The following is a 23,442-nucleotide window of genomic DNA, read 5'->3' as shown; positions in this document are numbered from 1 at the left end:
ATCTCCTGTGGGAGCCGGCTTGCCGGCGATGGGCTGCGAAGCAGCCCCTTTAGAAACTTACTGAGGCCGACAGTCGTGCCGTGCGCGGCGCGCCCTGGAACAGGTAGTTGTCGCCCAGGTAGTCGCCCACGTCGCGCCAGTAGCGCTTGTCCAAGACGTTGTCCACGGTCAGGCGCAGCACGGTGTCGTAGCCGCCGATGTTCGTGCGATAGCGGCTGCCGATGTTGAATACGGTGTAGCCGCCGACTTCGACATTGCCTGCTGAGCTTGCGTACTTGCTGGCGCTGTAGCGTGCACCGCCGAGCAGGGCCAGGCCGGGGACGGGCAGGGCGTAGTCGGCCTGCAGCGCGGCGCGCAGGCGCGGCACGTTGATTGCCTGGTGGCCTTCGTAGGCGGCGGTGTCGCTGTTTTGCACCCGGGCGCGGATCACTGCGGCGCTGGCCTGGATCTGCAGGTTGGAGGTTGCCCAGCCGCTGGCGCCGAGTTCCAGGCCGGTGTTTTTCTGCTGGCCCGACTGCACGTAGGTCGGCGCCGGAGTTCCGTCGGGGCGGGCATACTGGTACGCCTGGCGGATCTGGAACAGGGCCGCGCTGAAACTCATGCCCTGCCAGTCACGCTTGATGCCGACTTCGAGCTGGCGCGACAGGGTCGGGGCGAGGATTTCGAACGCGTTGCTGGCATACCAGGGGGCGGTGCCACCCGAGGACAAGCCTTTCGCATAGCTGGCTTACAAGGTGGTGTCCGGCTGCGGCTTGTAGATCAAAGCTGCGTTGGGCAGCAGTTGGTACTGTCGGGTGTGGCGCCCGGCGACGCCATTCTGGTCCCAGGTCTTTTCATCCAGGCGCACTTCCCGGGCACCGATCACGGTCTGCCAATTGTCGTTGAAGGTGATGCGGTCGCTGAAGAACAGGCCGTACTGGCGGCTGTCCAGGCGGCGTTCACTACTGCCAATGGGCTTGTCCGACGGCTCCACCGCTGGCGCACCGGTATGGATGTTGCCCGTGCCTCGCCACTCGTTGTAGCCCGGTCGCTGGTCGAGCGTGCGGCGTTGCGCACTGGTGCCGACGGTCAGCTCATGGCTCACGCCCAAGGCATCGAAGCGCCCGTCGAGCATGGCCTGGGCTTCGTCGATGCGGCGGGTATCGTCAGGGCTGCGGAAATCGTAGATGTCGTAGTCGCCATTGCTGCCGAAGTAGGACCCTTCGCTCGAACCCCAGGCGAATGCGCTGTAGTCATCAATTACTACCTTGCTGCGCGAGGCGCTGAGGGTACCGTTCCAGTTGTCGTTGAACTGGTATTTGAAGCGCCCGCCCAGGTTCAGCGAGTCGTTCTGCACGGGCTTGGCCCAGGACTGCCAGGCCAGGTGATCCTTGGGGTCGACGCCATGGGGCAGCTGGTTGCCGCCAAGCAGTTGATAGCCGGGTACCGAATACTGCTCGCGGTGCTGGTACTCGGCATCCAGCTCCAGGACGGCATTCGGGTTGATCTGCCAGTCAAGCGCCACGGAGGCGAAGTCGCGCTTGCCGTCGGCATGATCGACATAGGAGCGAATGTCCTCGTGGGCGAGGTTGGCCCGCAGGCCCAGCTGGCGCTCGGCGCCGAACCAGCCGCCCAGGTCGGTGGCCAGGTAGCGCTCGCCCTGTTCGTTGCTCGACACGCTCATGCTGCGCACATCCTCCGGGCGCTTGGTCACGTAGTTGACCAGCCCGCCGGGCTCTGACACGCCGCTCTGCAACCCGGACAGTCCCTTGAGCAGCTCCACCTGCTGCTTGTTCTCCAGCGCCACGTTCTGCTCGCCGGCGATGGTCTGGCCGTTGACCCGGTAGCTGCTGGCGGCGTTGAGCTCGAAGCCGCGCACGTTGAAGTTCTCGTAATAGCCGATCGGCGCATAGCTTTCGCCCACCGAGGCATCGCTCTGCAGCACCTCGCTTAGCTTGCGCACCTGGCGGTCGTCCAGCAGCTGGCGGCTGAACACGCTGACCGCTGCCGGGGTGTCGAGCAGCGACGCGCTGTGCAGGCCGCCGACCTGGGCTTCGCGTGCCTGGTAGCCGCTGTCCTGAACATCCGAAATGCGCACGGGGGCCAGGGCCACACTGTCGTCGGCAAGGCCATGGCCACTGTGCAGGGCAAGGCCCAGGCCGAGCAGGCCCAAGGGCAGGCGGGGGCGAAGCGGGGTCATGCAAGGCTCCTTGAAAAGCAGACGCGCCGTTATCGCTCGGCAGCTGTCGGGCAGGCAAAAGGGCGCCATGGTAGCAGGCTGCCGAGGCTTTCAGGGATGCAGACGTGGGATCCGGCGCGCCTGTGCTCCCACCGATACCGCACAAGGCTTAGGCATGCGCGTTTCCTGCGGGAGCCGGCTTGCCGGCGATGACGCCAGTACAGTCAATACGAACGAAGCGGGGCGCGATTCAGGCCGCCGCCGGGCGCTGGTAACGGCGCCAGTTGTCGTCGATCTTCGACCAGGTCTTGCCGTCGGTGATGGCCAGCAGCTTGCGGCCATCCTTGAAGGTGGCAAGGAAGGTGACTTCCTCTTCCTTGCCGCCCAGCAGCAGGCCGGCGAGCAGGCCGACCGGGCCGGCCACCAGGGCGCCGGCCACTCCCCAGCCCAGGGCGGTGCCCAAGCTGCGGGTCGATTCGAGGTTGGCCAGTTTCAGATCCGTAATCCGCGCCAGCGAAATGCGCTCGCCGGGCGAAGGGCTGCGCGGGGTCTTGAGTGTGAGCGCTCCATTGCGATACTCGCCTTCACCTTGCAAGAAATCGCCGGATTGCACCGTGAGCCTTGTCATTGTGTCGTCCTGTCAGGAAGGGGTCTTCGACCAACGCCTACTGAGCGCTCCACACGCTGGCAAGTCAACGCCGAGGCGACGGAGGGTCGTGCGGCAGGTTGTCGCGTAGTAAAGCGCCTAAACGAAGCGTTGAGGGCAAACAACAGGCACTCGTCGCATTTTCGAAAGTAAACTTCGAATCGTTGTCTATAAAGTCCTGGAGACATGATTGGAACTAATGCTTGTCGCTGCCGACATTGATCCATCGCAGTTTGCGCAAATTAGGAGACACAGTTGAGTTTTCGAAAACGAAAAAATGGCGTCAAAAAACGCTGGACATCAAGTTTCATTGTGTGTCAGTTTTTTTGCGCCTCATAAAGGCGAGTGACAGGAAGTTCTCGCCAGGTGGGAAATCCTGTCTGACATCAACTGCTTTTTTGTAAACAAGGAAGTAACCTGCATGTCGAAAGTCAAAGAAAACGCTATTGTTTCGGCCGTTTCCGCACTGCAGCCGAAGGGACCTAGTTCGTCCTTTGGCCTGATCGATAGCTTTGCCCACCAGTACGATCGCGGCGGCGCGAACATCAATGGCAAAAAGTCCTTCACGGTCGACCAGGCCGCCGACCACCTCCTGCGTGATGGCGCAGCCTGGAAGGACCTGAACAAGGACGGCACGATCAGCCTTACTTATACCTTCCTGACCAAGGCACCGTCTGACTTCTACAGCCGCGGACTGGGCTCGTTCAGCCAGTTCAGCGACCTGCAGAAACAACAGGCCAAGCTCTCCATGCAGTCCTGGGCGGACGTGGCCAAGGTCACCTTCACCGAGGCAGGCTCGGGCGGTGACGGCCACATGACCTTCGGCAACTTCAGCGCCAGCAACGGCGGCGCGGCGTTCGCCTACCTGCCGTTCGACGGCCCGGGTTCGCACAAGGGCGAGTCCTGGTACCTGATCAACAGCGGCTATCAGGTCAACATCACCCCGGGCACCGGCAACTATGGTCGCCAGACCCTGACCCACGAGATCGGCCACGTGCTCGGCCTGTCCCACCCCGGCGACTACAACGCCGGCGAAGGCAACCCGACCTACCGTGACGCCGACTACGCCCAGGACACTCGTGGCTACAGCGTCATGAGCTACTGGAGCGAAAGCAACAACGGGCAGAACTTCATCAAGGGCGGCGGGCAGTACTACGCCTCGGCCCCGCTGATGGACGACATCCTGGCGATCCAGAAGCTCTACGGCGCCAACTACGCCACCCGTGCCGGCGACACCACCTACGGCTTCAACTCCACCGCTGATCGCGACTTCTACTCGGCCACCTCGGCCTCGTCGAAACTGGTGTTCTCGGTGTGGGACGGTGGCGGCAACGACACCTTCGACTTCTCGGGCTTCACCCAGAACCAGAAGATCAACCTCAACGAAGCGTCGTTCTCCGATGTCGGCGGCATGGTTGGCAACGTGTCCATCGCCAAGGGCGTGACCATCGAGAACGCCATCGGCGGCTCGGGCAACGACCTGCTGATCGGCAATGCGCTGGCCAACGTGCTCAAGGGTGGTGCCGGCAACGACATCATCTACGGCGGCGGCGGCGCCGACCAGCTGTGGGGCGGCAGCGGCTCGGACACCTTCGTGTTCGCGGCTGTCAGCGACTCCACCAAGGCGGCGCCGGACCGCATCATGGACTTCACCTCGGGCGTGGACAAGATCGACCTGTCGGCCATCTCCGCGTTCGCCGTGAACAAGCTGCCGCTGCAGTTCGTCAATGCCTTCACCGGCCATGCCGGCGAGGCGCTGCTGACCTACGACCAGGCCACCAACCTGGGCAGCCTGTCCATCGACTTCACCGGAAACGCGTCGGCTGATTTCCTGGTGACCACCGTTGGCCAGGCCGCTGTCACCGACATCGTGGTCTGATGTAACAGGGGGCGGCGCTCGCGCGTCGCCCTTTTGTCGGCGAGGCAGACGAATGAAAGCAAGCTTGCGAACGATCGCGCTGGCCGCGATTACCCTGATGTCGATGACCGAGGTAGGTATGGCGAGCAGCCTGTTACTCCCCAACGCCGCGCAAATGGCCGGTGATTGGACGCTTTACCCCGAACAGCAGCAGGTGCAAGCCTGCAACCTGCACCTGGGCGCCAACGAAGGCGAAATCGAAGGCGACCTGGATTGCGCCAGGGACCTGCTGGGCCTGCGCCCCGGCAGCTGGCTGGTGACTCCTGACACCTTGGCCCTGGTGGGCGGCGACGGCAGCAGCGTGGTGCACTTCAGCCGCGAGGGGGCCAAGCGTTACGCCTGGACCCGGCCGGACGGTACCCAACTGGTGCTCCAGCACCTGGACAAATAAACCCGGCCTGAAACTTAAAAGTTTCAGGCAAGCAAGGGCGAAACATGAAACTACCGAGCAAAAAGCCCGGGGCGCCTTTGTGGGCGGCACTCGGCGAACATAAGTCGACGTTGATCAGCGTTGGCTGTTTCACGGCATTGATCAACTTGCTCATGCTGGTGCCGTCGATATATATGCTTCAAGTGTACGACCGTGTACTGAGTTCACAGAGCACGACAACTTTGTGGGTGCTGACATTGATGGTTGTCGGCTTCTTCGTTTATATCGGCGGGCTCGAGGCCGTACGCAGTTTCATTGTCATTCGGGTCGGCAACCAGTTGGAAAAGACGTTCAACCTGAAGGTCTATCGCGCCGCCTTCGAACGCAATCTGCGCCAGCGCGACGGCGCCGCCGGCCAGGCCCTGGGCGACCTGACCCAGCTGCGCCAGTTCATCACTGGCCCCGCGCTGTTCGCCTTCTTCGATGCCCCCTGGTTCCCCATCTACCTGGCGGTGATCTTCGCCTTCAACGTCTGGCTGGGCGTCATGGCCACGGTCGGCGCGCTGCTGCTGATCGCCCTGGCGATCCTCAACGAGCGCCTTACCCATGCCACCCTGGCCGAGGCCAGTGGCTTCCAGCAGCAGTCGACGCAACTGGCCGGCAGCCAGTTGCAGAGCGCCGAGAGCATCCAGGCCATGGGTATGCTTGGCGCGCTGCGCCAGCGCTGGTTCAGCCTGCATGGACGTTTCCTCGACCTGCAGAACAAGGCCAGCGACACCTCGGCGGTGATCACCGCCACCAGCAAGGGCCTGCGCCTGTGCCTGCAATCGCTGGTGCTGGGGTTGGGCGCGCTGCTGGTGATCGAAGGGCAGATGACCCCGGGCATGATGATCGCCGGCTCCATCCTCATGGGCCGGGTGCTGGCGCCGATCGACCAGTTGATTGCGGTGTGGAAACAGTGGAGCGGCGCGCAGCTGGCCTACCAGCGCCTGGACGGGCTGCTGCGCGAACACCCCGAGACGCCGACGCCGATGCCCCTGCCGGTGCCTACCGGGCAACTGGCGGTGGAGCAGGTCAGCGCTGGCCCGCCCGGGCGCAACCTGGCCACCCTGCAGCAGGTGCACTTCGCCCTGGCGCCGGGTGAACTGCTCGGCGTGCTGGGGGCTTCGGGTTCGGGCAAGTCGACCCTGGCCAAGGTGCTGGTCGGCGTCTGGCCGACCCTCGGCGGCCATGTGCGCCTTGATGGCGCCGAGCTCAGCCAATGGGACCGCGACGCGTTGGGCCCGCACATTGGCTATCTGCCGCAGAACATCGAATTGCTGCGCGGCAGCATCGCCGAGAACATCGCCCGCTTTGGCGAACTGGACGGCATCAAGGTGGTCGAGGCGGCGCGCCTGGCGGGCGTGCATGACCTGATCCTGCGCCTGCCCCAGGGCTATGACACGCGCCTGGGCGAGGAGGGGGTGGATCTCTCCGGCGGTCAGAAGCAGCGCATCGCCCTGGCCCGCGCCCTGTACGGCGATGCCCGGCTGATCGTGCTCGACGAACCCAACTCCAACCTCGACAGCCACGGCGAAGCCGCCCTGGCCAACGCCATCGTCCAGCTCAAGGCTCAGGGTCGCACCGTGGTGCTGGTGACCCACCGCAGCGCGGCGCTGGCCCAGGCCGACAAGCTGCTGGTGATGAACGAAGGGCGCATGCAGGGCTTCGGCCCGGCCCGCGACATCCTCCACGCCATGGGCCAGGCCCCGGCGCAACGACCCCTGCAAGCCGGAGGTGGCGCATGAGCCAGCAAACCCGTGATGCACGTTTCCATGTTCGTCTGGGGTGGTGGCTGACCCTGGTCGGTTTCGGCGGCTTCATGGCCTGGGCCAGCTTCGCCCCGCTCGACCAGGGCGTGCCGGTGCAAGGCACCGTGGTGGTGTCGGGCAAGCGCAAGGCGGTGCAGTCCATGGGCGCGGGCGTGGTCAGCCGCATCCTGGTCAGCGAAGGCCAGCTGGTGCGCCAGGGCGAGCCGCTGTTCCGCCTCGACCGCACCCAGGTGCAGGCCGACGTCGATGCGCTGCAGGCCCAGTACCGCATGACCCGCGCCGCCCTGGCACGCTGGCAGAGCGAGCGTGACAACCTAGGCCAGGTGCAGTTTCCCGCAGAGCTGCTCGAAGACGCCGACGCCCGCCTGGCGCTGATCCTCGAAGGCCAGCGCCAGCTGTTCGACAGCCGCCGCCAGGCCCAGGCCCGCGAGCAGGGCGCCCTGGCCGCCAGCATCGACGGCTCCCAGGCCCAGCTGACCGGCATGCGCCGGGCGCGCGGCGACCTGCAGGCCCAGGCCGACTCGTTGCGCGAGCAGCTCGACAGCCTGCGCCCGCTGGCCGGCGAGGGCTATATCCCGCGTAACCGCGTGCTGGAATACCAGCGCCAACTGTCACAGGTGCAGCGCGACCTGGCGCAGAACGCCGGCGAAAGCGCGCGCCTGGAGCAGGTGATCGTCGAAGCCCGGCTCAACTTGCAGCAGCGCCGCGAGGAATATCAGAAAGAGGTGCGCAGCCAGCTGGCCGAAGCCCAGGTCAAGGCCGCGACTCTGGAGCAGCAGCTCAACTCCGCGCACTTCGAGCTACAGCACAGCGAGATCATCGCACCGGCCGACGGCATCGCGGTGAACCTTGGCGTGCACACCGAAGGCGCCGTGGTGCGGGCCGGCGATACCCTGCTGGAGATCGTGCCCCAGGGCACCGCGCTGGAAGTGGAAGGGCGCCTGCCGGTGAACCTGGTGGACAAGGTGGCACCGCAGTTGCCGGTGGACATCCTGTTTACCGCCTTCAACCAGAACCGCACGCCACGGGTTACCGGGGAAGTGGCGCTGGTGTCGGCCGACCAACTGATCGACGAGCGCAGCGGCCAGCCGTACTACGTGCTGCGCAGCACGGTCAGCGAAGAAGCGCTGGCGCGTCTGCAGGGGCTGGCCATACGCCCGGGCATGCCCGCCGAGCTGTTCGTGCGCACCGGCGAGCGCTCGCTGCTCAACTACCTGTTCAAACCCCTGCTCGACCGTGCAGGCACCGCCTTGACCGAACAATAAGGACTGCCAGTGAAGAAGTTCCCACTGATCGGGCTGCTGCTGGCCTGCGCCTGGCTGCCGACCGCCGCCCAGGCCGCCATGGGGCCGTTCCAGGTATACGAGCAGGCCCTGCGCCGCGACCCGACCTACCTCGCGGCATTCAAGGCCCGCGAAGCCGGCCAGGAATACCGCGCCATCGGCCGCGCCGGCCTGCTGCCCAGCCTGTCGTACAGCTACAACAAGGGCCGCAACGATTCCGAGGTGCGCTACCTCGGCGATTCGCGCCGGCAAAAGGAAGACCGCACCTACAACAGCATGGGCTCGACCTTCATCCTCCAGCAGCCGCTGTTCGACTATGAAGCCTATTCGAGCTATCGCAAGGGCGTGGCCCAGGCGCTGTTCGCCGATGAGAGCTTCCGTGACCAGAGCCAGCAACTGCTGGTGCGGGTGATGACCAGCTACACCCAGGCGCTGTTCGCCCAGGACCAGATCGCCATCAGCGTCGCCAGCAAGCAGGCCTACCGCCAGCAGTTCCAGCAGAACCAGCGTCTGTTCGACGCCGGCGAGGGCACGCGCACCGATATTCTCGAGGCTCAGGCCCGCTACGAGCTGGCCGATGCCGAGGAGATCAAGGCGCGCAACGAACAGGATGCCGCGCTGCGCGAACTGGGCGCGCTGATCGGCGAGCCGGCGGTGCGGGTCGAGGACCTGGCGCCGCTGCGCCTGGGCTTCGCCCTGCCGGTGGTCGACCCCAGCGGCTACGAGGCCTGGCAGGAGCGGGCCCTGGCCAACAACCCGCAACTGGCGTCATCGCGCCAGGCCCTGGAAGTGGCGCGCTACGAGGTCGAGCGCAATCGTGCCGGGCACCTGCCCAAGGTCACCGCGTTCGCTACTTCGCGGCGCCAGGAGTCGGACAGCGGCAACACCTACAACCAGCGCTACGACACCAATACCGTGGGCATCGAAGTCAGCGTGCCGATCTTCGCCGGGGGCGGGGTGCTGGCTTCGACCCGCCAGGCCAGCCGGCACCTGGAGCAGGCCGAGTATGAGCTCGACGGCAACACGCGCAGCGCCTTGATCGAACTGCGCAAGCAGTACAACGCCTGCCAGTCCGGCGCCAGCCAGCTGCGTGCCTACCAGCGGGCGCTGGTGGCGGCCGAGGCGCTGGTGGTGTCCACGCGCAAGAGCGTGCAAGGCGGCGAGCGGGTCAACCTGGACGTGCTCAACGCCGAACAGCAGTTGGCCACCACCCGCCGCGACCTGGCCCAGGCGCGCTACGACTACCTGCTGGCGTGGATCAAGTTGCATTACCAGGCCGGGGTGTTGAGCGAGACCCAGCTGGCGCGGGTGGACGAAGCGTTCATTGAGGGCAAATCCGGTTGATGCTCTGTTCGCCTACCAGCGTGGGAGAGGCGGTTCGCCGCTCCCACGCTGGTAGGCGAGTCACTGAAAAGCATTCAGGCTGACACCGCTGCCTTTCTCCGCCTGCCCTCAGCCAGCCCCCACACCAGCAGCGCCAGGGCACCGATCACCAGCCCGGCCACCACGATCCCATCCCAGCCATGCACCTCGAACAGTTGCGTGCCCAGCAGCGACCCCAGCGCTCCGCCGATGAAGTAGCAGGTGATATACCCGGCATTGAGCCGCGTACGCGCCTCGGGGCGGAGCACGATCACCGCGTTCTGGTTGCTCACGTGGACCAGTTGCACCGCCAGGTCGAGCAACAGCACGCCCACCAGCAACGCCACCAGCGAGCTCTGCGCGAACCCCAGCGGCACCCACGACAACAATAGCGCCACCAGCCCCACGGTGGTGCCCAGCGAGCCTTTGCCGCGGTCGGCCAGGCGCCCGGCCCAGTTCGCCGCCAGTGCGCCAACCGCTCCGGCCAGGCCGAACAGGCCGATCACCGCGTCGGAGTAATGGTAGGGCGCCTCGCTCAACAGGAACGCCAGCGGAGTCCAGAACAGCGCGAACAGGCTGAACGCCAGCAAACCCAGCAGCGAGCGCAGGCGCAGCACCGGTTCCTCGACGAACAGGCGGAATACCGAGCCGATCAGCGCCGGGTATTTCAAGCCGGCGTGGCTGTGGTGTTGCGGCAGGCTGCGGTACAGGGCGAGGGCACTGACGGCCATCAGCACCGCGGCCAGCACGTAGATGCTGCGCCAGCCGCCCAGCTCGGCCATGAAGCCTGCGGCGGTGCGCGCCAGCAGGATGCCCAGCAACAGGCCGCTCATCAGCGTGCCCACGGCGCGGCCGCGTTGATCCGGAGCACTGAGCGCGGCGGCCATGGGTACCAGCACCTGGGCCACCACCGAGAACAGTCCGGTCAGCGCCGTGCCGAACAACAGCCACGGCAGGCTTGGCGCGCAGGCGCTGATCACCAGCCCGGCGGTGGCGATCAGCACCATGGTGACGATCAGCCGCCGCTGCTCGAACAGATCGCCCAGTGGCGCGAGCAACAGCAGCCCGGCGCCGTAGCTGAGCTGGGCGGCGATGACGATGGTGCCGGCGCTGGCGGTGCTCAGGCCGAACTGCTCGGCGATGCTGTGCAGCAGGGGCTGGGCGTAGTAGTTGCTGGCCACGGCCAGGCCGGTGGCGGTGGCCATCAGCAGGATAAGGGCGCGACTCAGGGTCGGGGAATTCATGGGCAGTCTCGTTGCAGGCAAGGTTGTGTGGCGACAAGTATCAGGAAGTGTCCTTCATGACGCCAATGTATAGTTATCAACTTATCCATCTCTAAAACAGATAGATCCATGAACCTGAAGCAGCTCGAATACGCCTTGGCCGTGGCTGACACCGGCAGTTTCACCCGCGCCGCCGAACGCTGCCACGTGGTGCAATCGGCCCTCAGCCATCAGGTGGCACGGCTGGAGGCACAGTTGGGGGTAAGCCTGTTCGAGCGCAGTTCGCGGCGGGTGCGCCTGACCCCGGCCGGCGAGGCCTTCGTGCTCAGTGCCCGGCCGGCAGTGGCGGCGGCGCAGCGGGTGGCCGAGGATGTTGCCGCCGCCTGCGGGCAGGTGCGTGGACGTTTGTCGATCGGCGAGATCAGCTCGCTCACCGCGCTGGACCTGGTCGATCTGCTGGCAGTGTTTCATGAGCGCTACCCTGATGTGGACGTGCGCTGGTTGACCGCCAAGAGCGAGTTGCTGGTGACGGACGTCTGCGAGCGGCGTCTTGACGTGGGCTTCATCGGCCTGTGGCAGGGCGAGGCGCTGCACGGCGTGCAGCATCGCCTGCTGGCGCGGGAGGAACTGGTGGCGGTACTGCCGCCTGGCCATCGGTTGGCGGGAAGGGTTCAGCTGGCCCTGGCCGAGCTGGCCGACGAGGTGCTGGTGGACTTTCCCGAGGGCACCGGGGCGCGTCGACAGACCGACGAGGCGTTCCAGGCGGCAGGGTTGCGGCATCGGGTGCAGTTCGAGATCGGTCATATCCGCCTGGTGGAAAAGTTCGTGCAGCGGAGCATGGCCGTGGGCCTGGTCCCCGAGCGGATCGCTCGGGGTTTCACGCAGGTCGCGATGGTGCCCCTGGTAGATGCGCCGGTGCGGCATCTGTACGCGGTGTGGTCGCCCAGCCCCACGCCGGCGGCGCGGGCGTTTCTGGACGTACTTGAAGAAAAACTGCTGGCGGCCGATGGATAACCCTTGACCGCCGACTCCTACAGGTGCGGCGCGGATCTTGAACGCGGCGCTGTACCTGTGGGAGCCGGCTTGCCGGCGATGAGGCCCGCGCAGGCAATTACAAATCAGGCCGCGAAACCACCATCGGCCAGCAGGCTCGCGCCGGTGATGTAGCCGGCCTCAGGCCCCGCCAGGTAGGCGACGAAGCTGGCGATCTCGTCTGCCTGGCCATAGCGCCCGATGGCCATCAGCGGGATCAGGCTCTCGGCGAACTCGCCACTGGCCGGATTCATGTCGGTGTCCACCGGCCCTGGCTGCACATTGTTGATGGTGATCCCCTGCGGCCCGAGGTCACGGGCCAGGCCCTTGGTCAGGCCGACCAGCGCCGACTTGCTCATGGCATAGGGCGCGCCGCCGGCGAACGGCATGCGCTCGGCGTTGGTGCTGCCGATGTTGATGACCCGTCCGCCCTGGCCCATGTACTTCACTGCCGCCTGGGTGGCCACGAACACGCTGCGCACATTGACCGCCAGCAGTCGGTCGAAGTCGGCCAGGTCGAACTCGGCGACCGGCGCCACCGCCAGCACACCGGCGTTGTTGACCAGGATGTCCAGGCCGCCGAAGGCCTTCGCGGTATCGGCCACGGCTTGCTGCACGGCCTGGGTGTCGGCGCTGTCGGCACGCAGGGCCAGGGCCTGGCCGCCGCCGCTGTTGATCTCGCCTGCCAGGGCCTCGGCGCTGGCGCTCGAGCTGACATAGGTGAAGGCGACCTTGGCGCCTTCGCGGGCCAGGCGGCGGACGATGGCCGCGCCGATACCACGGGAACCGCCCTGGACCAGGGCCACCTTGCCGGTGAGAGGAAGTGCTTGGGACATGCTGATCTCCTGCGTTCAAGCAAGGCCGGATGCCTTGGATAGACACAGTATCGAACGTGGATTGCATGCTGATAAGATGGTAATCGCGATATACAGAGTAAACCTTTGGTTGTTAATCATGAGTATGGAATCGTTCAGTAGCCTGGAATGCTTCGTGCGCAGTGCCGAGGTCGGCAGTTTCGCCGAGGCGGCCCGGCGTTTGTCATTGACCCCGGCGGCGGTGGGCAAGAACGTCGCCCAACTGGAGGCGCGCCTGGGGGTGCGGTTGTTCCAGCGCAGCACGCGCAAGCTCACATTGACCGAGGCCGGGCAGCGCTTCCTGGGCGAGGTCGGCGACAGCCTGCGTACCATCCAATATGCCATGGCCAACCTGGCCAGCGCCGAGGGGCAACCGGCGGGGCTGCTGCGGGTGAGCATGGGCACGGTGTTCGGGCGCTTGTACGTTGTGCCGCTGTTGGGCGAGTTCCTGCGCCGTTACCCGGCGATCTCGCCGGACTGGCATTTCGACAACCGCCAGGTCGACCTGATCGGCCAGGGTTTCGATGCTGCTCTCGGCGGTGGGTTCGACCTTCCGCCCGGGGTGGTGGCACGCAAGCTGACGCCCGCGCATCGAGTGCTGGTGGCCTCGCCGGGCTATGTGCGGCAGCACGGGCCGATCGATCGGCCGGAACAGTTACAGGCTTGCACCGGCATCCTCATCCGCTCGCCGCAGACCGGCAGGGTGCGCAGCTGGCCGCTGACCAGCCGCTGGCAGGAGCAACAACCCTTGCGGCTGCCGCAACACATGACCATGAGCGATTCGGATGCTGCCTGCGCGGTGGCCGAGCAGGGCCTGGGCATCGCCCTGGTCAGCCTGCCGTTCGCCTTGCCTTACCTGACCTCAGGCCGCCTGTGCAGGGTGTTGCCGGATTGGTACGTCGACGATGGGCATATCAGCCTGTACTACGCCGAGCGCAAGCTGTTGCCGGGCAAGACCCGCGCCTTCATTGATTTCGTGGTGCAGGAGTTTGCCGAGCAGGGGCTGGCACAGCGTTTCGACGCCTTGCAGCGATAACGCCCGATCAGACAATATCGATGATGAACTGCACCTGCACCACCCCTGCCAGCACCAGGCGTACTTCGTCATCCACGCGCTTGCCAAGCAGTTGCTGGCCTAGCGGTGCGCGAGGTGTGATTACCGTCACCAGCGCCTCTCCCTCGCCAATCTTCAAGCCGGCGCCCTCGGGGCCGAGGAACAGCCTGCGGCGTAGGCCCTGTTCATCCTCCAGGGTCACCAGGCAGCCGACCTGGATCCCCCGCGCCGGGTCATAGTCGCGCGGTACCAGTTGCTGGTAGGTCTGCAGCGCCTGGCGGATCTCAGCGGTGCGCCGAGCCTGTCCGGTGGCCAGGTACGAAGCCTCGAGCCCCAAGGTGTCGTACTTGTTCTCGGCGATATTCTCTTCGGCGGTGGCGGCCTCGTAGGCGGTCTGGGCGGCGCGGCGCAGCACCTCCATGTCGTGCTCGAGGGTGGTGACGATGCGCTGCAGCAGGGTGGCCTTGTCCATGGTCAGTAGCAGAACTCCAATACGTTGGCCTGGCTCTTGTCGGTCGGCGCGGTACGGTTCTGCTGCAGCCAGAACTGGCACTTGGGGCTGTTGAGGTTGCGCGGGTTGCCCTGGGCGGCCTCGGCGGCATGCTGCAATTCCTGCTTGTGCAGGATGTCCTTGTAATGTTCGAACATCTGCGCCTGGGCATCGGCCGGTGGCGCTGGAGGAGCGGTTGGCGCAGGCAGGACCTGCGCGGGGGCGGTGGCCTCGACCAGCGGTTGCACCTGCTGTGGCCACAAGTGCAGGGCCAGCCACAGGCTCACGGCGATCGCCAATGCGCCGAGCCACAGGCCGAGGGCGACGCACAGCACCAGTTGCACCGGTTTCAGGGTGATCTTCAATTCGCGGGGGCGGGGCATGGTGGCCTCCTGGCAGGCGGGGCGAGGGCGCCATTCTCGCATGCCGCGGCAGGTATTTTCAGCGCCGCGCTTTTGTTGGCCGGCATTTTTCAGCAAAATCCGCGGTCTTTTTTCCGCAGGTAACGGAACGTGGCGATGAAAATCACCTGGGACATCTTCTGCACGGTCGTCGACAACTATGGCGACATCGGCGTCACCTGGCGCCTGGCGCGCCAGCTGGCGAGCGAGCATGACCTGGCCGTGCGCCTGTGGGTGGATGACCTGCAAGCCTTCGTGCCCCTGTGCCCAGAGGCCGACAGCCAAGCCGAGCAGCAGTGGCGGCAGGGGGTCGAGGTACGCCACTGGCCGGCCACGTGGCAAGGCGCGGAGCCGGCGCAGGTGGTGGTGGGCGCCTTCGCCTGCCAGCTGCCGCAGGCCTATGTCGAGGCCATGGGCGAGCAGGCCAAGCCGCCCTTGTGGCTGAACTTGGACTACCTCAGTGCCGAAGACTGGGTGGATGGCTGCCATGGCTTGCCGTCGCCCCAGGCCAATGGGTTGCGCAAGTTCTTTTTCTTCCCGGGTTTCACCGAGAAGACCGGTGGCCTGTTGCGCGAAGCTGCCTTGCTGCCCCGTTGCCAGGCGTTCCGCCAGGCGCCGAATGAGCGGGCGAGGTTCCTGGCAGGGCTGGGCGTCCACCCCGAGGCCGGGGCGCGGCTGATCTCGCTGTTCGCCTACGAGAATCCACAGTTGGGCAACTGGCTCGACGTACTGGCCGAAGGCGCGCACCCCAGCCACCTGCTGGTACCGCAAGGGCGCATCCTGGGCGACCTCGGCCACTGGCTGGGCGAGGCGGACCTGGCCGTGGGGGCGCTGCATCGGCGCGGCGCCTTGACGGTCCAGGTGCTGCCTTTCGTCAGCCAGGACGACTACGACCGGTTGCTGTGGAGCTGCGATTTCAACGCCGTGCGCGGCGAGGATTCGTTCGTGCGGGCGCAATGGGCCGGCGTGCCGATGCTGTGGCACATCTACATCCAGGAAGAGAACGCCCACTGGGAAAAGCTCGAAGCATTCCTAGCCCTTTATTGCCATGGGCTGTCGGCCGCCGCCGGGCAGGCGTTGGGCGAATTGTGGCGGGCCTGGAACATGGACCGCCCGATGGGGCAGGCCTGGCAGGCGCTGCAGCCGCACTGGCAGGAAGTGCGCGAACATGCCCGCCAGTGGCAGGCCACGCAGGCCGCTCGGCCGGACCTTGCCACGAGGCTGGTACAGTTTTACCGAAATTCGCTATGATACGCGGCCTCGATTTTTATAAATCCATCCAGATTCGGATACTTCGTAATGAAAACTGGTAAAGAACTGAAACCCGGTACCGTACTGCGGATCGACAACGACCCGTGGCTGGTTCAGAAAGCTGAGTTCACCAAGTCGGGCCGTAACAGCGCGATCATGAAGACCAAGCTGAAGAACCTGCTGACCGGCTACAAGACCGAAACCGTATACGGTGCGGACGACAAGCTGGACGACGTGATCCTGGATCGCAAAGAAGCGACCCTGTCGTTCATCAGCGGTGACTCGTACACCTTCATGGACACCACCGACTACACCATGTACGAGCTGAACGCCGAAGACATCGACGCCGTTCTGCCGTACATCGAAGAAGGCATGGAAGACATCTGCGAAGCCGTCTTCTTCGAAGGCCGCCTGGTATCGGTAGAACTGCCGACCACCATCAGCCGCCAGGTTACCTACACCGAGAACGCCGCACGTGGCGACACCTCGGGCAAGGTCATGAAGCCTGCCAAGCTGAAGAACGGTACCGAGATCCAGGTTGCCGACTTCATCCAGATCGACGAGTGGATCGACATCGACACTCGCGACAACAGCTTCAAGGGCCGTTCCAAGAAGTAATCCTTCTTGCGATGAGCACGAAAAACCCGGCCTTGGCCGGGTTTTTTTGTGCTCGTGAAACCGTGTCGCCTTTATCGCGGGGCAAGTCGGGTCGCCCCGCGAAGGCATTCACACCGTCACATGCAGGCGCACATCCACATTGCCGCGGGTGGCGTTGGAGTACGGGCAGACCTTGTGCGCCTTCTCCACCAGCCCTTCTGCGTCGGCCTGGGCCAGGCCAGGCAGGTTGATGTGCAGGTCGATGTCCAGGCCGAAACCACCGGGGATCTGGCCGATGCCGACCTTGGCGGTGATCGAGGCGTCAGCTGGCAGGGCTTTTTTCTCCTGGCCGGCGACGAACTTCAGCGCGCCGATGAAACAGGCCGAGTAACCTGCGGCGAACATCTGCTCGGGGTTGGTGCCATCACCCCCGGCACCGCCCAGCTCTTTCGGGGTGCTCAGCTTGACTTCCAGCTTGCCGTCGCTGGAGCGGGATTTGCCATCACGACCACCGGTGGAAGTGGCTTCTGCGATGTACAGCGGAGTGACCTTTTGCATCTTGAGCCTCGCTTGGGTGCTGTGCGCCGTCGGCGCTGAGTGGGTATGGGATTAACTTAGCGCGCAATTATTTAGTGCGCAAGTTAAATATTCGACCATTCATCCGAACAGCCATCTCACAGCTTAGACGTCAGAGGTTTTCTTGCAGCTGCGCGCGCAGGACGAGCAGGTCGGCCTGCAGTTTGCGCAGCTGCTCGGCGCTGTGGCCGCTGGCCTGCAGGATGCATTGCGGCACGCGCTGGGCTTCGGCCTGCAGGGCGCGGCCCTTGTCGGTCAGCTGCACCAGTACCACCCGTTCGTCCTCACGGCTGCGGCTGCGCTTGAGCAGGCCTTCGCTTTCCAGGCGCTTGAGCAGCGGGGTCAGGGAGCCGGGGTCGGTGAGCAGGCGCTGGCTGATCTCGCCCACGGTCAGGCCGTCCTGCTCCCACAGCACGAGCATGGCCAGGTACTGCGGGTAGGTCAGGCCCAGGGCCTGCAGCAGGGGCTTGTAGACCTTGGTCATCAACAACGAGGTCGAGTGCAGGGCGAAGCAGACCTGGTTGTCCAGCAGCAGCGCGTCGCAGGGGGCTTGGGTGTCGGCGTTCATGCAGGTCCTTGGAATCGGTGAGTAATAAAATCTAGCACGCCAAAGCTTGGTGCGCTCATTGCCAGCGCAGCTCGCTTCTCAGCGCCAGGTCCCAGGGCGGCACCGGGCTGAAACGGCTCTTGAGGAATTCGAGCAGCAAGCGGCTGCGAGAGTTCGTTTCATGTTCAAGGCGCAGTGCATAAATCCCGCTGGTTTCGGGGGGCGGCAGGCCGTTGTCGCAGAACAGGGGGAGCAGTTCGCCGCGCAGCAGGTAGTCGCTGACCAGCCAGGTCGGCAGGTGGGCGATGCCCAGCCCGGCCAAGGCACCGAACAGCAGCGTCTCGGCATTGTTGGCGGCCATGCGCATGCGCGTCGGGCGGTACAGGCGGGTCTGGCCACCGACCTCGAAGCGCCAGGCGAACGGTGGTGCCAGGCCGTCCCAGTCGAGGCCGTCATGCCCAGGCAACTCGCTCGGGCAGGCTGGTACGCCGCGATTGGCCAGGTACGCCGGGCTGGCGCAGGCGATCCGCACCATGTACGCCAGTGGCGTGGCCACCAGGCGGGTGTCGGCCAGGGGGCCTGCGCGCAGCACCAGGTCGACTTCGCCCAGGTGGCTGCCGTGCAGGTCGACGAAACTGTCGATCAGGCGCAGCTGCACGTCGAGCCCGGGGTAGGCCACCAGGAAGTCGGCGATGGCCGGAGCAAGGTGGCGACGGCCGAACGCGGCCGGGGCGTCGATGCGGATCAGCCCATCGGGGGCGTTGCTCAGGGATACCGCCTCGGCCCGGGCCAGGCGCAGTTCCTCGATGATGCGCCGGGCCCGTTCGGCAAACGCATTGCCAGCGGGTGTGGCGCGCACCGCGTGGGTGCTGCGCGAGAACAGGCGGCTGCCTACCGCGTTTTCCAGGCTGTCGATGCGCCTGGCCACCGCCGAAGGCGTAAGCGGATGGCGACGGGCGGCGGCGGAAAAACTGCCGGTCTCCAGCACATCGAGAAAAAGACTCAGTTGTTCGGTGAGGATATCGGGGCTCATGACGGCTCTGCTTGTGCGGATTGCGCAAAGCCATTGTGCGTTGCTGTGCGTTTCCCCGCCAGCCGGGACTGGGTAGCATGCCGGCATTCTCTGAGAGCAGGCGGATGAGGCGCGAATGATCGAGTGGTTGATGTACATCGTTTTGGGCGCAGCCCTGGGCACCTTGGGTGGCTTGTTCGGGATTGGTGGCGGGCTGATCGCGATCCCGGCGCTGGGGGTGCTGTTCGGCCTTGACCAGCAACTGGCCCAGGGCACCGCCCTGGTGATGGTGGTGCCCAACGTGCTGCTTGCGCTGTGGCGCTATCACCAGCGCAACCGCATCGAGTTACGCCATGCCGTGCCGCTGTCGTTGTGCAGCTTGTTGTTCGCCTGGCTGGGGTCGATCTGGGCAGTGGGCATCGATGCCCAGTCGATGCGCCTGTATTTCGTTGGTTTTCTGGTGGCCCTGGCGTTGTGGAACGTGGCGCGCATGTTCCTGCCGGTGAAGCCGCCGAGCAACCAGCTGCGCTTTCCCTGGCCATGGCTGGGCGTGCTGGGCAGCTTTGCCGGGACCATGGGCGGGCTGTTCGGCGTGGGCGGCGCGGTGGTGGCCACGCCGATATTGACTTCTGTGTTCGGCACCACCCAGGTGGTGGCCCAGGGGTTGTCGCTGGCATTGGCGGCGCCGAGCACTGCGGTGACCCTGCTGACCTATGGTCTGCACCAGAGCGTGGACTGGAGCATCGGGGTGCCGTTGGCGGTGGGCGGGTTGCTGAGCATCAGCTGGGGGGTGAAGCTGGCCCACGCGTTGCCGGAAAAGGTCCTGCGCTCGATGTTCTGTGTGTTTCTGGTGGTGTGCGCGGTGATGCTCGGGCTCGAGCTCTGAGCGCAAGGGGCTGCAGAGCCCATCGCCCTCTGTAGGAGCCGGCTTGCCGGCGAAAAGGGCGCGAAGCGTCCTCGGCTTACTTGAACCCTTCGACGATGTACTCGGCCATGCAGTCGGTAATTGGCGAATGCTGCTGGTCATTGCGCAGCAGCATCACATTGGCCATGTGCAACTGCGGCAGGCCATCGTCCTCGCCGAGGATGCGCAGTTCGCCGCCAACCAGGCTGTGCAACTGCGCGGTCACCGCCAGCCCCGCCTGCACGATGGCGAAGATCGCCGCCAGGCTCGGGCTGGTGTAGGCAATACGGTACTCGATGCCGTGGCGCTCCAGGGCATTGCAGGTCCAGGCGCGGCAAAAGCAGTCGGTGTTGAACAACGCCAGTGGCATGGGCCGCTGCTCCTGCGGGCAGAAGCCCTTGGCCGCGGCCCACACCAGGCGCTCCTGGCGCAGCAACTGGCCGACTTCGTTGCCGGGCTCGCGGGTGACGATGGTCAGGTCCAGGTCCTGGCGCAGCATCAGCTGCTTTGACGAATCGCAATGCACCTCGACATGGATCAGCGGGTAGGCCTGGGCGAAGCGGGTGAGGATGCCCGGCAGGTAGCGCATGGCGTAGTCGTCCGGGGTGCCGATGCGCACCACCCCGACCATGTGCGGCATGCGCAGCGTGTTGAATACCTCGCCATGCAGCTTGAGGATGCGTCGGGCATAGCCCAGCAGCACCTGGCCCTCGGCGGTCAGGCGCACCTGGCGGCCATCGCGCTCGAACAGCTGGCGCTGCAGGATGTCTTCTTCCAGGCGCTTCATCTGCATGCTCACCGCCGACTGGGTGCGGTTGACCACTTCGCCGGCGCGGGTGAAGCCGCCTTGCTCGGCAATGGCGACGAAGGTGCGCAGCACCTCGGCGTCGAGACTCTGATACTGGGACATGGCATCAATCTCCGAGATGCATGGCATCAGAAACATTCGTTGGATTGATCTTAGGCCTGGGACGAGACTGGAGCCATCCACAAGGAGGGCGTCATGATGAAAGGTCATTTCAACGTAGCTCACCAACCGGCCGCATCCCTGGGCCATCTGTGGCACGACGCCAGCGGGCTGGTGCTGCGCTGGTTCGAACTGCACCGCCAGCGTGACGAGCTGGCGCGTCTGAGCGATGCCACGCTGCACGACCTGGGGTTGTCGCGGGCGGATATCCAGCAGGAGGCCGACCGGCATTTCTGGGAGGACCCGTTGCGTAAATGAAGGTGGTTACAATCGCGGGGCTTGCCCCGCGATTGCGTCTTTACTGTCTGGACACCAGACGGAGCCACCTCATGTCCTTTAGCCTGTCCCTCGCCCAGGCCCGCCGCCTGGCCTTGTCCGCCCAGGGCTTTGGCAAGTCGCCCGCGCAGCCGCCGACCCTCGCCAATCTCAAACGCATGCTCCAGCGCCTGGGCGTGGTGCAGATCGACTCGGTCAACGCGCTGGTGCGCTCCCATTACCTGCCGTTGTTCTCGCGCCTTGGCGACTATCCAGCCGACCAGCTGGACCAGCTCGCCTGGGGCAAGCGCCGCCAGCGGCGGCTATTCGAATATTGGGGGCATGAGGCCTCGCTGCTGCCGTTGGAGCTCTACCCGCTGATGCGCTGGCGCATGGCCCACGCCGCCGACGGCAAGGGCATCTACCGACAACTGGCGACCTTTGGCCGTGAGCGGCGCGAGGTCATCGAGCGGGTACTGGCTGCCGTGCGCGAGCGCGGCGCGTTGGGTGCAGGCAGCCTGTCGACCCGCGAGGAGCGCGCCGGCCCTTGGTGGGACTGGAGCGAAGAAAAGCACGCGCTGGAATGGCTGTTCGCCGCTGGCGAGGTCACCGTGGCCGGGCGTCGCGGTTTCGAGCGCCTGTACGACCTGCCCGAGCGGGTGCTACCAGTGGAAATCCTCGATCAGGCCCAGCCCAGCGAGGCTGAAGCGCACCAGGGCTTGCTGCTGCACGCGGCCGGCGCCCTGGGCGTGGCCACCGAACAGGACCTGCGTGATTACTTTCGCCTCTCGCCGCAACAGAGCAAGGCCGCCCTGGCTGTGCTGGTCGAGGACGGGCGCCTGCAGGCCTGCGCCGTGCAGGGCTGGAAACAGCCGGCGTATGTCGCGGGCGTGCCACGGATTCCCCGACGCATCGAAGCCAGCGCCTTGTTGTCGCCGTTCGATTCATTGGTCTGGGCGCGGGATCGCACCGAGCGCCTGTTCGATTTCCGCTATCGCCTGGAGATCTACACCCCCGCGCACAAGCGGGTGTACGGCTACTACGTGCTGCCGTTCCTGCACGACGGGCGCATCGCCGCGCGCCTGGACCTGCGTGCCGAACGCGCCCACGGACGCCTGGCGGTGCATGCGGTGCACGAAGAGGCGATGGGGCTGGACGAGGCGGGCTACCAGGCGTTGGCGCTCAGCCTGCAGAAGCTGGCCAACTGGCTGGGCCTGGCGCAGGTGCAGCTCAACTGCCCCCGCGCCGAGGGCAGCCGGCTGCGTCAGGCATTGCTCAGCGGCGTACCTGCTTGAGGGTTTCGGCGATCAGGAAGGCCAGTTCCAGCGACTGGTCGGCGTTCATGCGCGGGTCGCAGTGGGTGTGGTAGCGGTCGGAGAGCGCGTCCTCGGTGATCGGCCGGGCGCCGCCGATGCACTCGGTGACGTTCTGCCCGGTCATCTCGATATGGATGCCACCGGCGTGGCTGCCCTCGGCCTGGTGCACCTGGAAGAACTGCTTGACCTCATCGAGGATCTGCGCGAAGTCGCGGGTCTTGTAGCCGCTGCTGGCCTTGATGGTATTGCCATGCATCGGGTCCGAGCTCCACAGCACCTGGCGGCCCTCGCGCTGCACGGTGCGGATCAGCCCCGGCAGGTGGTCGCCGACCTTGCCGGCGCCCATGCGCACGATCAGGTTCAGGCGGCCCGGGTCGTTGTCCGGGTTGAGCACGTCGATCAGGCGGATCAGCTCCTCGGGGTTCATGCTCGGGCCGACCTTGACCCCGATCGGGTTGTGCACGCCGCGCAGGAACTCGACGTGGGCGCCGTCGAGCTGGCGGGTGCGGTCGCCGATCCACAGCATGTGCGCCGAGCAGTCGTAGTAGTCGCCGGTCAGGCTGTCGCTGCGCACGAAGGCTTCTTCATAGTTGAGCAGCAGCGCTTCGTGGGCGGTGAAGAAGCTGGTTTCGCGCAGTTGCGGCGCCGTGTCCAGGCCGCAGGCGCGCATGAAGGCCAGGGTTTCGTCGATGCGGTTGGCCAACTGGTGATACTTGTCGGCCAGCGCCGAGTTGGCGATGAAATCGAGGTTCCACTTGTGCACCTGGTGCAGGTCGGCAAAGCCACCCTGGGCGAAGGCGCGCAGCAGGTTGAGGCTGGCGGTGGCCTGGTGGTAGGCCTGTAACAGGCGCTCGGGGTCGGGAATGCGGCTTTTCGCGTCGAAGCCGATGCCGTTTACGATGTCGCCACGGTAGGCGGGCAGGGTGACGTCGCCGATGGTTTCGTCGTTGGCCGAGCGTGGCTTGGCGAACTGCCCGGCCATGCGCCCGACCTTGACCACCGGGCAGCCGGCGGCGAAGGTCATGACAATGGCCATCTGCAGCAGCACCTTGAAGGTGTCGCGGATCTTCGCCGCGGAGAACTCGGCGAAGCTCTCGGCGCAGTCGCCACCCTGCAGCAGGAACGCCCGGCCCTGGGTCACCTCGGCGAACTGCCGGCGCAGCTCGCGGGCTTCGCCGGCAAACACCAGCGGCGGGTAGCTGGCCAGGGTCTGCTCGACCTTCAGCAGGTGCGCGGCGTCGGGGTAGATCGGTTGCTGCTGGATCGGCAGTGTGCGCCAGCTGTCAGGGGTCCATTGTCGGGTCATTGCAAGCTCTATCCATAAGTGTCGTTAAGGCCTGCCAGCCATGGTACGCCCGCGCGTGCTTGTTGCACCACCGGCATTGGCGGACAATGGCGGTTTTGCGCGGGCAGGT

Annotated in this window: 22 protein-coding genes and 1 pseudogene; 12 read left to right on the top strand and 11 right to left on the bottom strand. The window is 65.5% G+C overall.

The window, feature by feature from the left end:
• Positions 1 to 49 precede the first annotated feature (49 nt).
• Positions 50 to 2,179 (bottom strand): annotated as a pseudogene (locus C3F42_RS08455) (TonB-dependent siderophore receptor).
• A gap of 229 nt (positions 2,180 to 2,408) precedes the next feature.
• Positions 2,409 to 2,786 (bottom strand): hypothetical protein, encoded by a 378-nt coding sequence (locus tag C3F42_RS08450; RefSeq protein WP_038705650.1) that lies wholly within the window; start codon positions 2,784 to 2,786, stop codon positions 2,409 to 2,411.
• Positions 2,787 to 3,225: 439 nt separating this feature from the next.
• On the opposite strand from C3F42_RS08450, the gene C3F42_RS08445 reads away from it, so the two are divergent.
• The 5 genes from C3F42_RS08445 to C3F42_RS08425 all read left to right on the top strand — a co-directional run bounded on the left by C3F42_RS08445 (position 3,226) and on the right by C3F42_RS08425 (position 9,530).
• Positions 3,226 to 4,683, top strand: a complete 1,458-nt coding sequence (locus tag C3F42_RS08445) for a serralysin family metalloprotease (protein ID WP_023630981.1) — start codon at positions 3,226 to 3,228, stop codon at positions 4,681 to 4,683.
• Between the two features lie 64 nt (positions 4,684 to 4,747).
• Positions 4,748 to 5,113, top strand: coding sequence for an AprI/Inh family metalloprotease inhibitor (locus tag C3F42_RS08440; protein WP_232888244.1), 366 nt, complete (start codon positions 4,748 to 4,750; stop codon positions 5,111 to 5,113).
• A 44-nt stretch (positions 5,114 to 5,157) separates the two neighbouring features.
• Positions 5,158 to 6,879, top strand: coding sequence for a type I secretion system permease/ATPase (locus C3F42_RS08435; protein WP_038705652.1), 1,722 nt, complete (start codon positions 5,158 to 5,160; stop codon positions 6,877 to 6,879).
• Positions 6,876 to 8,168: an HlyD family type I secretion periplasmic adaptor subunit gene (locus C3F42_RS08430; RefSeq protein ID WP_094010674.1), complete on the top strand. Its 1,293-nt coding sequence runs from the start codon at positions 6,876 to 6,878 to the stop codon at positions 8,166 to 8,168. Before C3F42_RS08435 ends, C3F42_RS08430 begins: the two co-directional genes overlap by 4 nt.
• 9 nt (positions 8,169 to 8,177) lie before the next feature.
• Complete coding sequence (locus C3F42_RS08425) at positions 8,178 to 9,530, top strand: TolC family outer membrane protein (RefSeq protein ID WP_038705654.1); 1,353 nt, start codon at positions 8,178 to 8,180, stop codon at positions 9,528 to 9,530.
• A gap of 74 nt (positions 9,531 to 9,604) precedes the next feature.
• On the opposite strand, the gene C3F42_RS08420 is transcribed toward C3F42_RS08425, so the two are convergent.
• The gene (locus tag C3F42_RS08420) at positions 9,605 to 10,792 is read right to left on the bottom strand and encodes an MFS transporter (protein WP_104444267.1); all 1,188 of its coding nucleotides are present in this window, start codon (positions 10,790 to 10,792) and stop codon (positions 9,605 to 9,607) included.
• A 108-nt stretch (positions 10,793 to 10,900) separates the two neighbouring features.
• Here C3F42_RS08420 and C3F42_RS08415 point away from each other — a divergent pair, with 108 nt between their 5' ends.
• Positions 10,901 to 11,785 carry a LysR family transcriptional regulator gene (locus tag C3F42_RS08415; RefSeq protein WP_104444266.1) on the top strand — a complete coding sequence of 295 codons (885 nt, stop codon included), beginning with the start codon at positions 10,901 to 10,903 and terminating at the stop codon, positions 11,783 to 11,785.
• Positions 11,786 to 11,889: 104 nt separating this feature from the next.
• Here the strand turns inward: C3F42_RS08415 and C3F42_RS08410 are convergent, their stop codons facing one another.
• Entirely contained in the window at positions 11,890 to 12,639 is a 750-nt protein-coding gene (locus tag C3F42_RS08410; protein WP_094010672.1) for a 3-oxoacyl-ACP reductase family protein, read from the bottom strand.
• Positions 12,640 to 12,757: 118 nt separating this feature from the next.
• Between C3F42_RS08410 and C3F42_RS08405 the strand changes: the two genes are divergently transcribed.
• Positions 12,758 to 13,693, top strand: coding sequence for a LysR family transcriptional regulator (locus tag C3F42_RS08405; RefSeq protein WP_094010671.1), 936 nt, complete (start codon positions 12,758 to 12,760; stop codon positions 13,691 to 13,693).
• Between the two features lie 7 nt (positions 13,694 to 13,700).
• Here C3F42_RS08405 and C3F42_RS08400 read toward each other — a convergent pair whose 3' ends face one another.
• Positions 13,701 to 14,183: a GreA/GreB family elongation factor gene (locus tag C3F42_RS08400; RefSeq protein ID WP_094010670.1), complete on the bottom strand. Its 483-nt coding sequence runs from the start codon at positions 14,181 to 14,183 to the stop codon at positions 13,701 to 13,703.
• A gap of 2 nt (positions 14,184 to 14,185) precedes the next feature.
• A complete protein-coding gene (locus C3F42_RS08395; protein WP_094010669.1) occupies positions 14,186 to 14,584 on the bottom strand; it encodes a hypothetical protein in 399 nt (132 codons plus the stop codon).
• Positions 14,585 to 14,719: 135 nt separating this feature from the next.
• On the opposite strand from C3F42_RS08395, the gene earP reads away from it, so the two are divergent.
• A complete protein-coding gene (gene earP / locus C3F42_RS08390) occupies positions 14,720 to 15,853 on the top strand; it encodes an elongation factor P maturation arginine rhamnosyltransferase EarP (protein ID WP_104444265.1) in 1,134 nt (377 codons plus the stop codon).
• A 48-nt stretch (positions 15,854 to 15,901) separates the two neighbouring features.
• Positions 15,902 to 16,471: an elongation factor P gene (efp, locus tag C3F42_RS08385; protein WP_011532839.1), complete on the top strand. Its 570-nt coding sequence runs from the start codon at positions 15,902 to 15,904 to the stop codon at positions 16,469 to 16,471.
• 108 nt (positions 16,472 to 16,579) lie between these two features.
• On the opposite strand, the gene C3F42_RS08380 is transcribed toward efp, so the two are convergent.
• The 3 genes from C3F42_RS08380 to C3F42_RS08370 all read right to left on the bottom strand — a co-directional run bounded on the left by C3F42_RS08380 (position 16,580) and on the right by C3F42_RS08370 (position 18,606).
• Positions 16,580 to 17,008: an organic hydroperoxide resistance protein gene (locus C3F42_RS08380; RefSeq protein ID WP_023632623.1), complete on the bottom strand. Its 429-nt coding sequence runs from the start codon at positions 17,006 to 17,008 to the stop codon at positions 16,580 to 16,582.
• A gap of 130 nt (positions 17,009 to 17,138) precedes the next feature.
• Positions 17,139 to 17,594, bottom strand: a complete 456-nt coding sequence (locus C3F42_RS08375) for a MarR family winged helix-turn-helix transcriptional regulator (RefSeq protein ID WP_023632624.1) — start codon at positions 17,592 to 17,594, stop codon at positions 17,139 to 17,141.
• 55 nt (positions 17,595 to 17,649) lie between these two features.
• Positions 17,650 to 18,606 carry a LysR family transcriptional regulator gene (locus C3F42_RS08370; RefSeq protein ID WP_094010667.1) on the bottom strand — a complete coding sequence of 319 codons (957 nt, stop codon included), beginning with the start codon at positions 18,604 to 18,606 and terminating at the stop codon, positions 17,650 to 17,652.
• Positions 18,607 to 18,721: 115 nt separating this feature from the next.
• Between C3F42_RS08370 and C3F42_RS08365 the strand changes: the two genes are divergently transcribed.
• Positions 18,722 to 19,471: a sulfite exporter TauE/SafE family protein gene (locus C3F42_RS08365; RefSeq protein ID WP_094010666.1), complete on the top strand. Its 750-nt coding sequence runs from the start codon at positions 18,722 to 18,724 to the stop codon at positions 19,469 to 19,471.
• Positions 19,472 to 19,547: 76 nt separating this feature from the next.
• On the opposite strand, the gene C3F42_RS08360 is transcribed toward C3F42_RS08365, so the two are convergent.
• Positions 19,548 to 20,399: a LysR substrate-binding domain-containing protein gene (locus C3F42_RS08360; RefSeq protein WP_031316005.1), complete on the bottom strand. Its 852-nt coding sequence runs from the start codon at positions 20,397 to 20,399 to the stop codon at positions 19,548 to 19,550.
• 96 nt (positions 20,400 to 20,495) lie between these two features.
• On the opposite strand from C3F42_RS08360, the gene C3F42_RS08355 reads away from it, so the two are divergent.
• Together C3F42_RS08355 and C3F42_RS08350 are read left to right on the top strand one after the other, a co-directional pair.
• Positions 20,496 to 20,714, top strand: a complete 219-nt coding sequence (locus C3F42_RS08355; RefSeq protein ID WP_031316004.1) for a DUF1127 domain-containing protein — start codon at positions 20,496 to 20,498, stop codon at positions 20,712 to 20,714.
• 71 nt (positions 20,715 to 20,785) lie between these two features.
• A complete protein-coding gene (locus tag C3F42_RS08350) occupies positions 20,786 to 22,006 on the top strand; it encodes a winged helix-turn-helix domain-containing protein (RefSeq protein WP_094010665.1) in 1,221 nt (406 codons plus the stop codon).
• Here the strand turns inward: C3F42_RS08350 and C3F42_RS08345 are convergent.
• Entirely contained in the window at positions 21,987 to 23,333 is a 1,347-nt protein-coding gene (locus tag C3F42_RS08345; protein ID WP_038705662.1) for a class II 3-deoxy-7-phosphoheptulonate synthase, read from the bottom strand. The two genes, C3F42_RS08350 and C3F42_RS08345, sit on opposite strands and share 20 nt — an antisense overlap.
• Positions 23,334 to 23,442 lie beyond the last annotated feature (109 nt).

The organism is Pseudomonas sp. PONIH3 (assembly GCF_002934345.1).
In the GTDB taxonomy this organism is placed as follows: Bacteria; Pseudomonadota; Gammaproteobacteria; order Pseudomonadales; family Pseudomonadaceae; genus Aquipseudomonas; species Aquipseudomonas soli.
This window is presented reverse-complemented; position numbering and strand designations above follow the sequence as displayed.

What these genes read in the sequence shown, in the direction of transcription:
- C3F42_RS08450 (WP_038705650.1), bottom strand. Translation starts at nt 2,786, where the DNA reads ATGACAAGGCTCACGGTGCAATCCGGCGATTTCTTGCAAGGTGAAGGC.
- C3F42_RS08445 (WP_023630981.1), top strand. Translation starts at nt 3,226, where the DNA reads ATGTCGAAAGTCAAAGAAAACGCTATTGTTTCGGCCGTTTCCGCACTG.
- C3F42_RS08435 (WP_038705652.1), top strand. Translation starts at nt 5,158, where the DNA reads ATGAAACTACCGAGCAAAAAGCCCGGGGCGCCTTTGTGGGCGGCACTC.
- C3F42_RS08430 (WP_094010674.1), top strand. Translation starts at nt 6,876, where the DNA reads ATGAGCCAGCAAACCCGTGATGCACGTTTCCATGTTCGTCTGGGGTGG.
- C3F42_RS08420 (WP_104444267.1), bottom strand. Translation starts at nt 10,792, where the DNA reads ATGAATTCCCCGACCCTGAGTCGCGCCCTTATCCTGCTGATGGCCACC.
- C3F42_RS08415 (WP_104444266.1), top strand. Translation starts at nt 10,901, where the DNA reads ATGAACCTGAAGCAGCTCGAATACGCCTTGGCCGTGGCTGACACCGGC.
- C3F42_RS08410 (WP_094010672.1), bottom strand. Translation starts at nt 12,639, where the DNA reads ATGTCCCAAGCACTTCCTCTCACCGGCAAGGTGGCCCTGGTCCAGGGC.
- C3F42_RS08405 (WP_094010671.1), top strand. Translation starts at nt 12,758, where the DNA reads ATGAGTATGGAATCGTTCAGTAGCCTGGAATGCTTCGTGCGCAGTGCC.
- C3F42_RS08400 (WP_094010670.1), bottom strand. Translation starts at nt 14,183, where the DNA reads ATGGACAAGGCCACCCTGCTGCAGCGCATCGTCACCACCCTCGAGCAC.
- C3F42_RS08395 (WP_094010669.1), bottom strand. Translation starts at nt 14,584, where the DNA reads ATGCCCCGCCCCCGCGAATTGAAGATCACCCTGAAACCGGTGCAACTG.
- earP (WP_104444265.1), top strand. Translation starts at nt 14,720, where the DNA reads ATGAAAATCACCTGGGACATCTTCTGCACGGTCGTCGACAACTATGGC.
- efp (WP_011532839.1), top strand. Translation starts at nt 15,902, where the DNA reads ATGAAAACTGGTAAAGAACTGAAACCCGGTACCGTACTGCGGATCGAC.
- C3F42_RS08380 (WP_023632623.1), bottom strand. Translation starts at nt 17,008, where the DNA reads ATGCAAAAGGTCACTCCGCTGTACATCGCAGAAGCCACTTCCACCGGT.
- C3F42_RS08375 (WP_023632624.1), bottom strand. Translation starts at nt 17,594, where the DNA reads ATGAACGCCGACACCCAAGCCCCCTGCGACGCGCTGCTGCTGGACAAC.
- C3F42_RS08370 (WP_094010667.1), bottom strand. Translation starts at nt 18,606, where the DNA reads ATGAGCCCCGATATCCTCACCGAACAACTGAGTCTTTTTCTCGATGTG.
- C3F42_RS08365 (WP_094010666.1), top strand. Translation starts at nt 18,722, where the DNA reads ATGATCGAGTGGTTGATGTACATCGTTTTGGGCGCAGCCCTGGGCACC.
- C3F42_RS08360 (WP_031316005.1), bottom strand. Translation starts at nt 20,399, where the DNA reads ATGTCCCAGTATCAGAGTCTCGACGCCGAGGTGCTGCGCACCTTCGTC.
- C3F42_RS08355 (WP_031316004.1), top strand. Translation starts at nt 20,496, where the DNA reads ATGAAAGGTCATTTCAACGTAGCTCACCAACCGGCCGCATCCCTGGGC.
- C3F42_RS08350 (WP_094010665.1), top strand. Translation starts at nt 20,786, where the DNA reads ATGTCCTTTAGCCTGTCCCTCGCCCAGGCCCGCCGCCTGGCCTTGTCC.
- C3F42_RS08345 (WP_038705662.1), bottom strand. Translation starts at nt 23,333, where the DNA reads ATGACCCGACAATGGACCCCTGACAGCTGGCGCACACTGCCGATCCAG.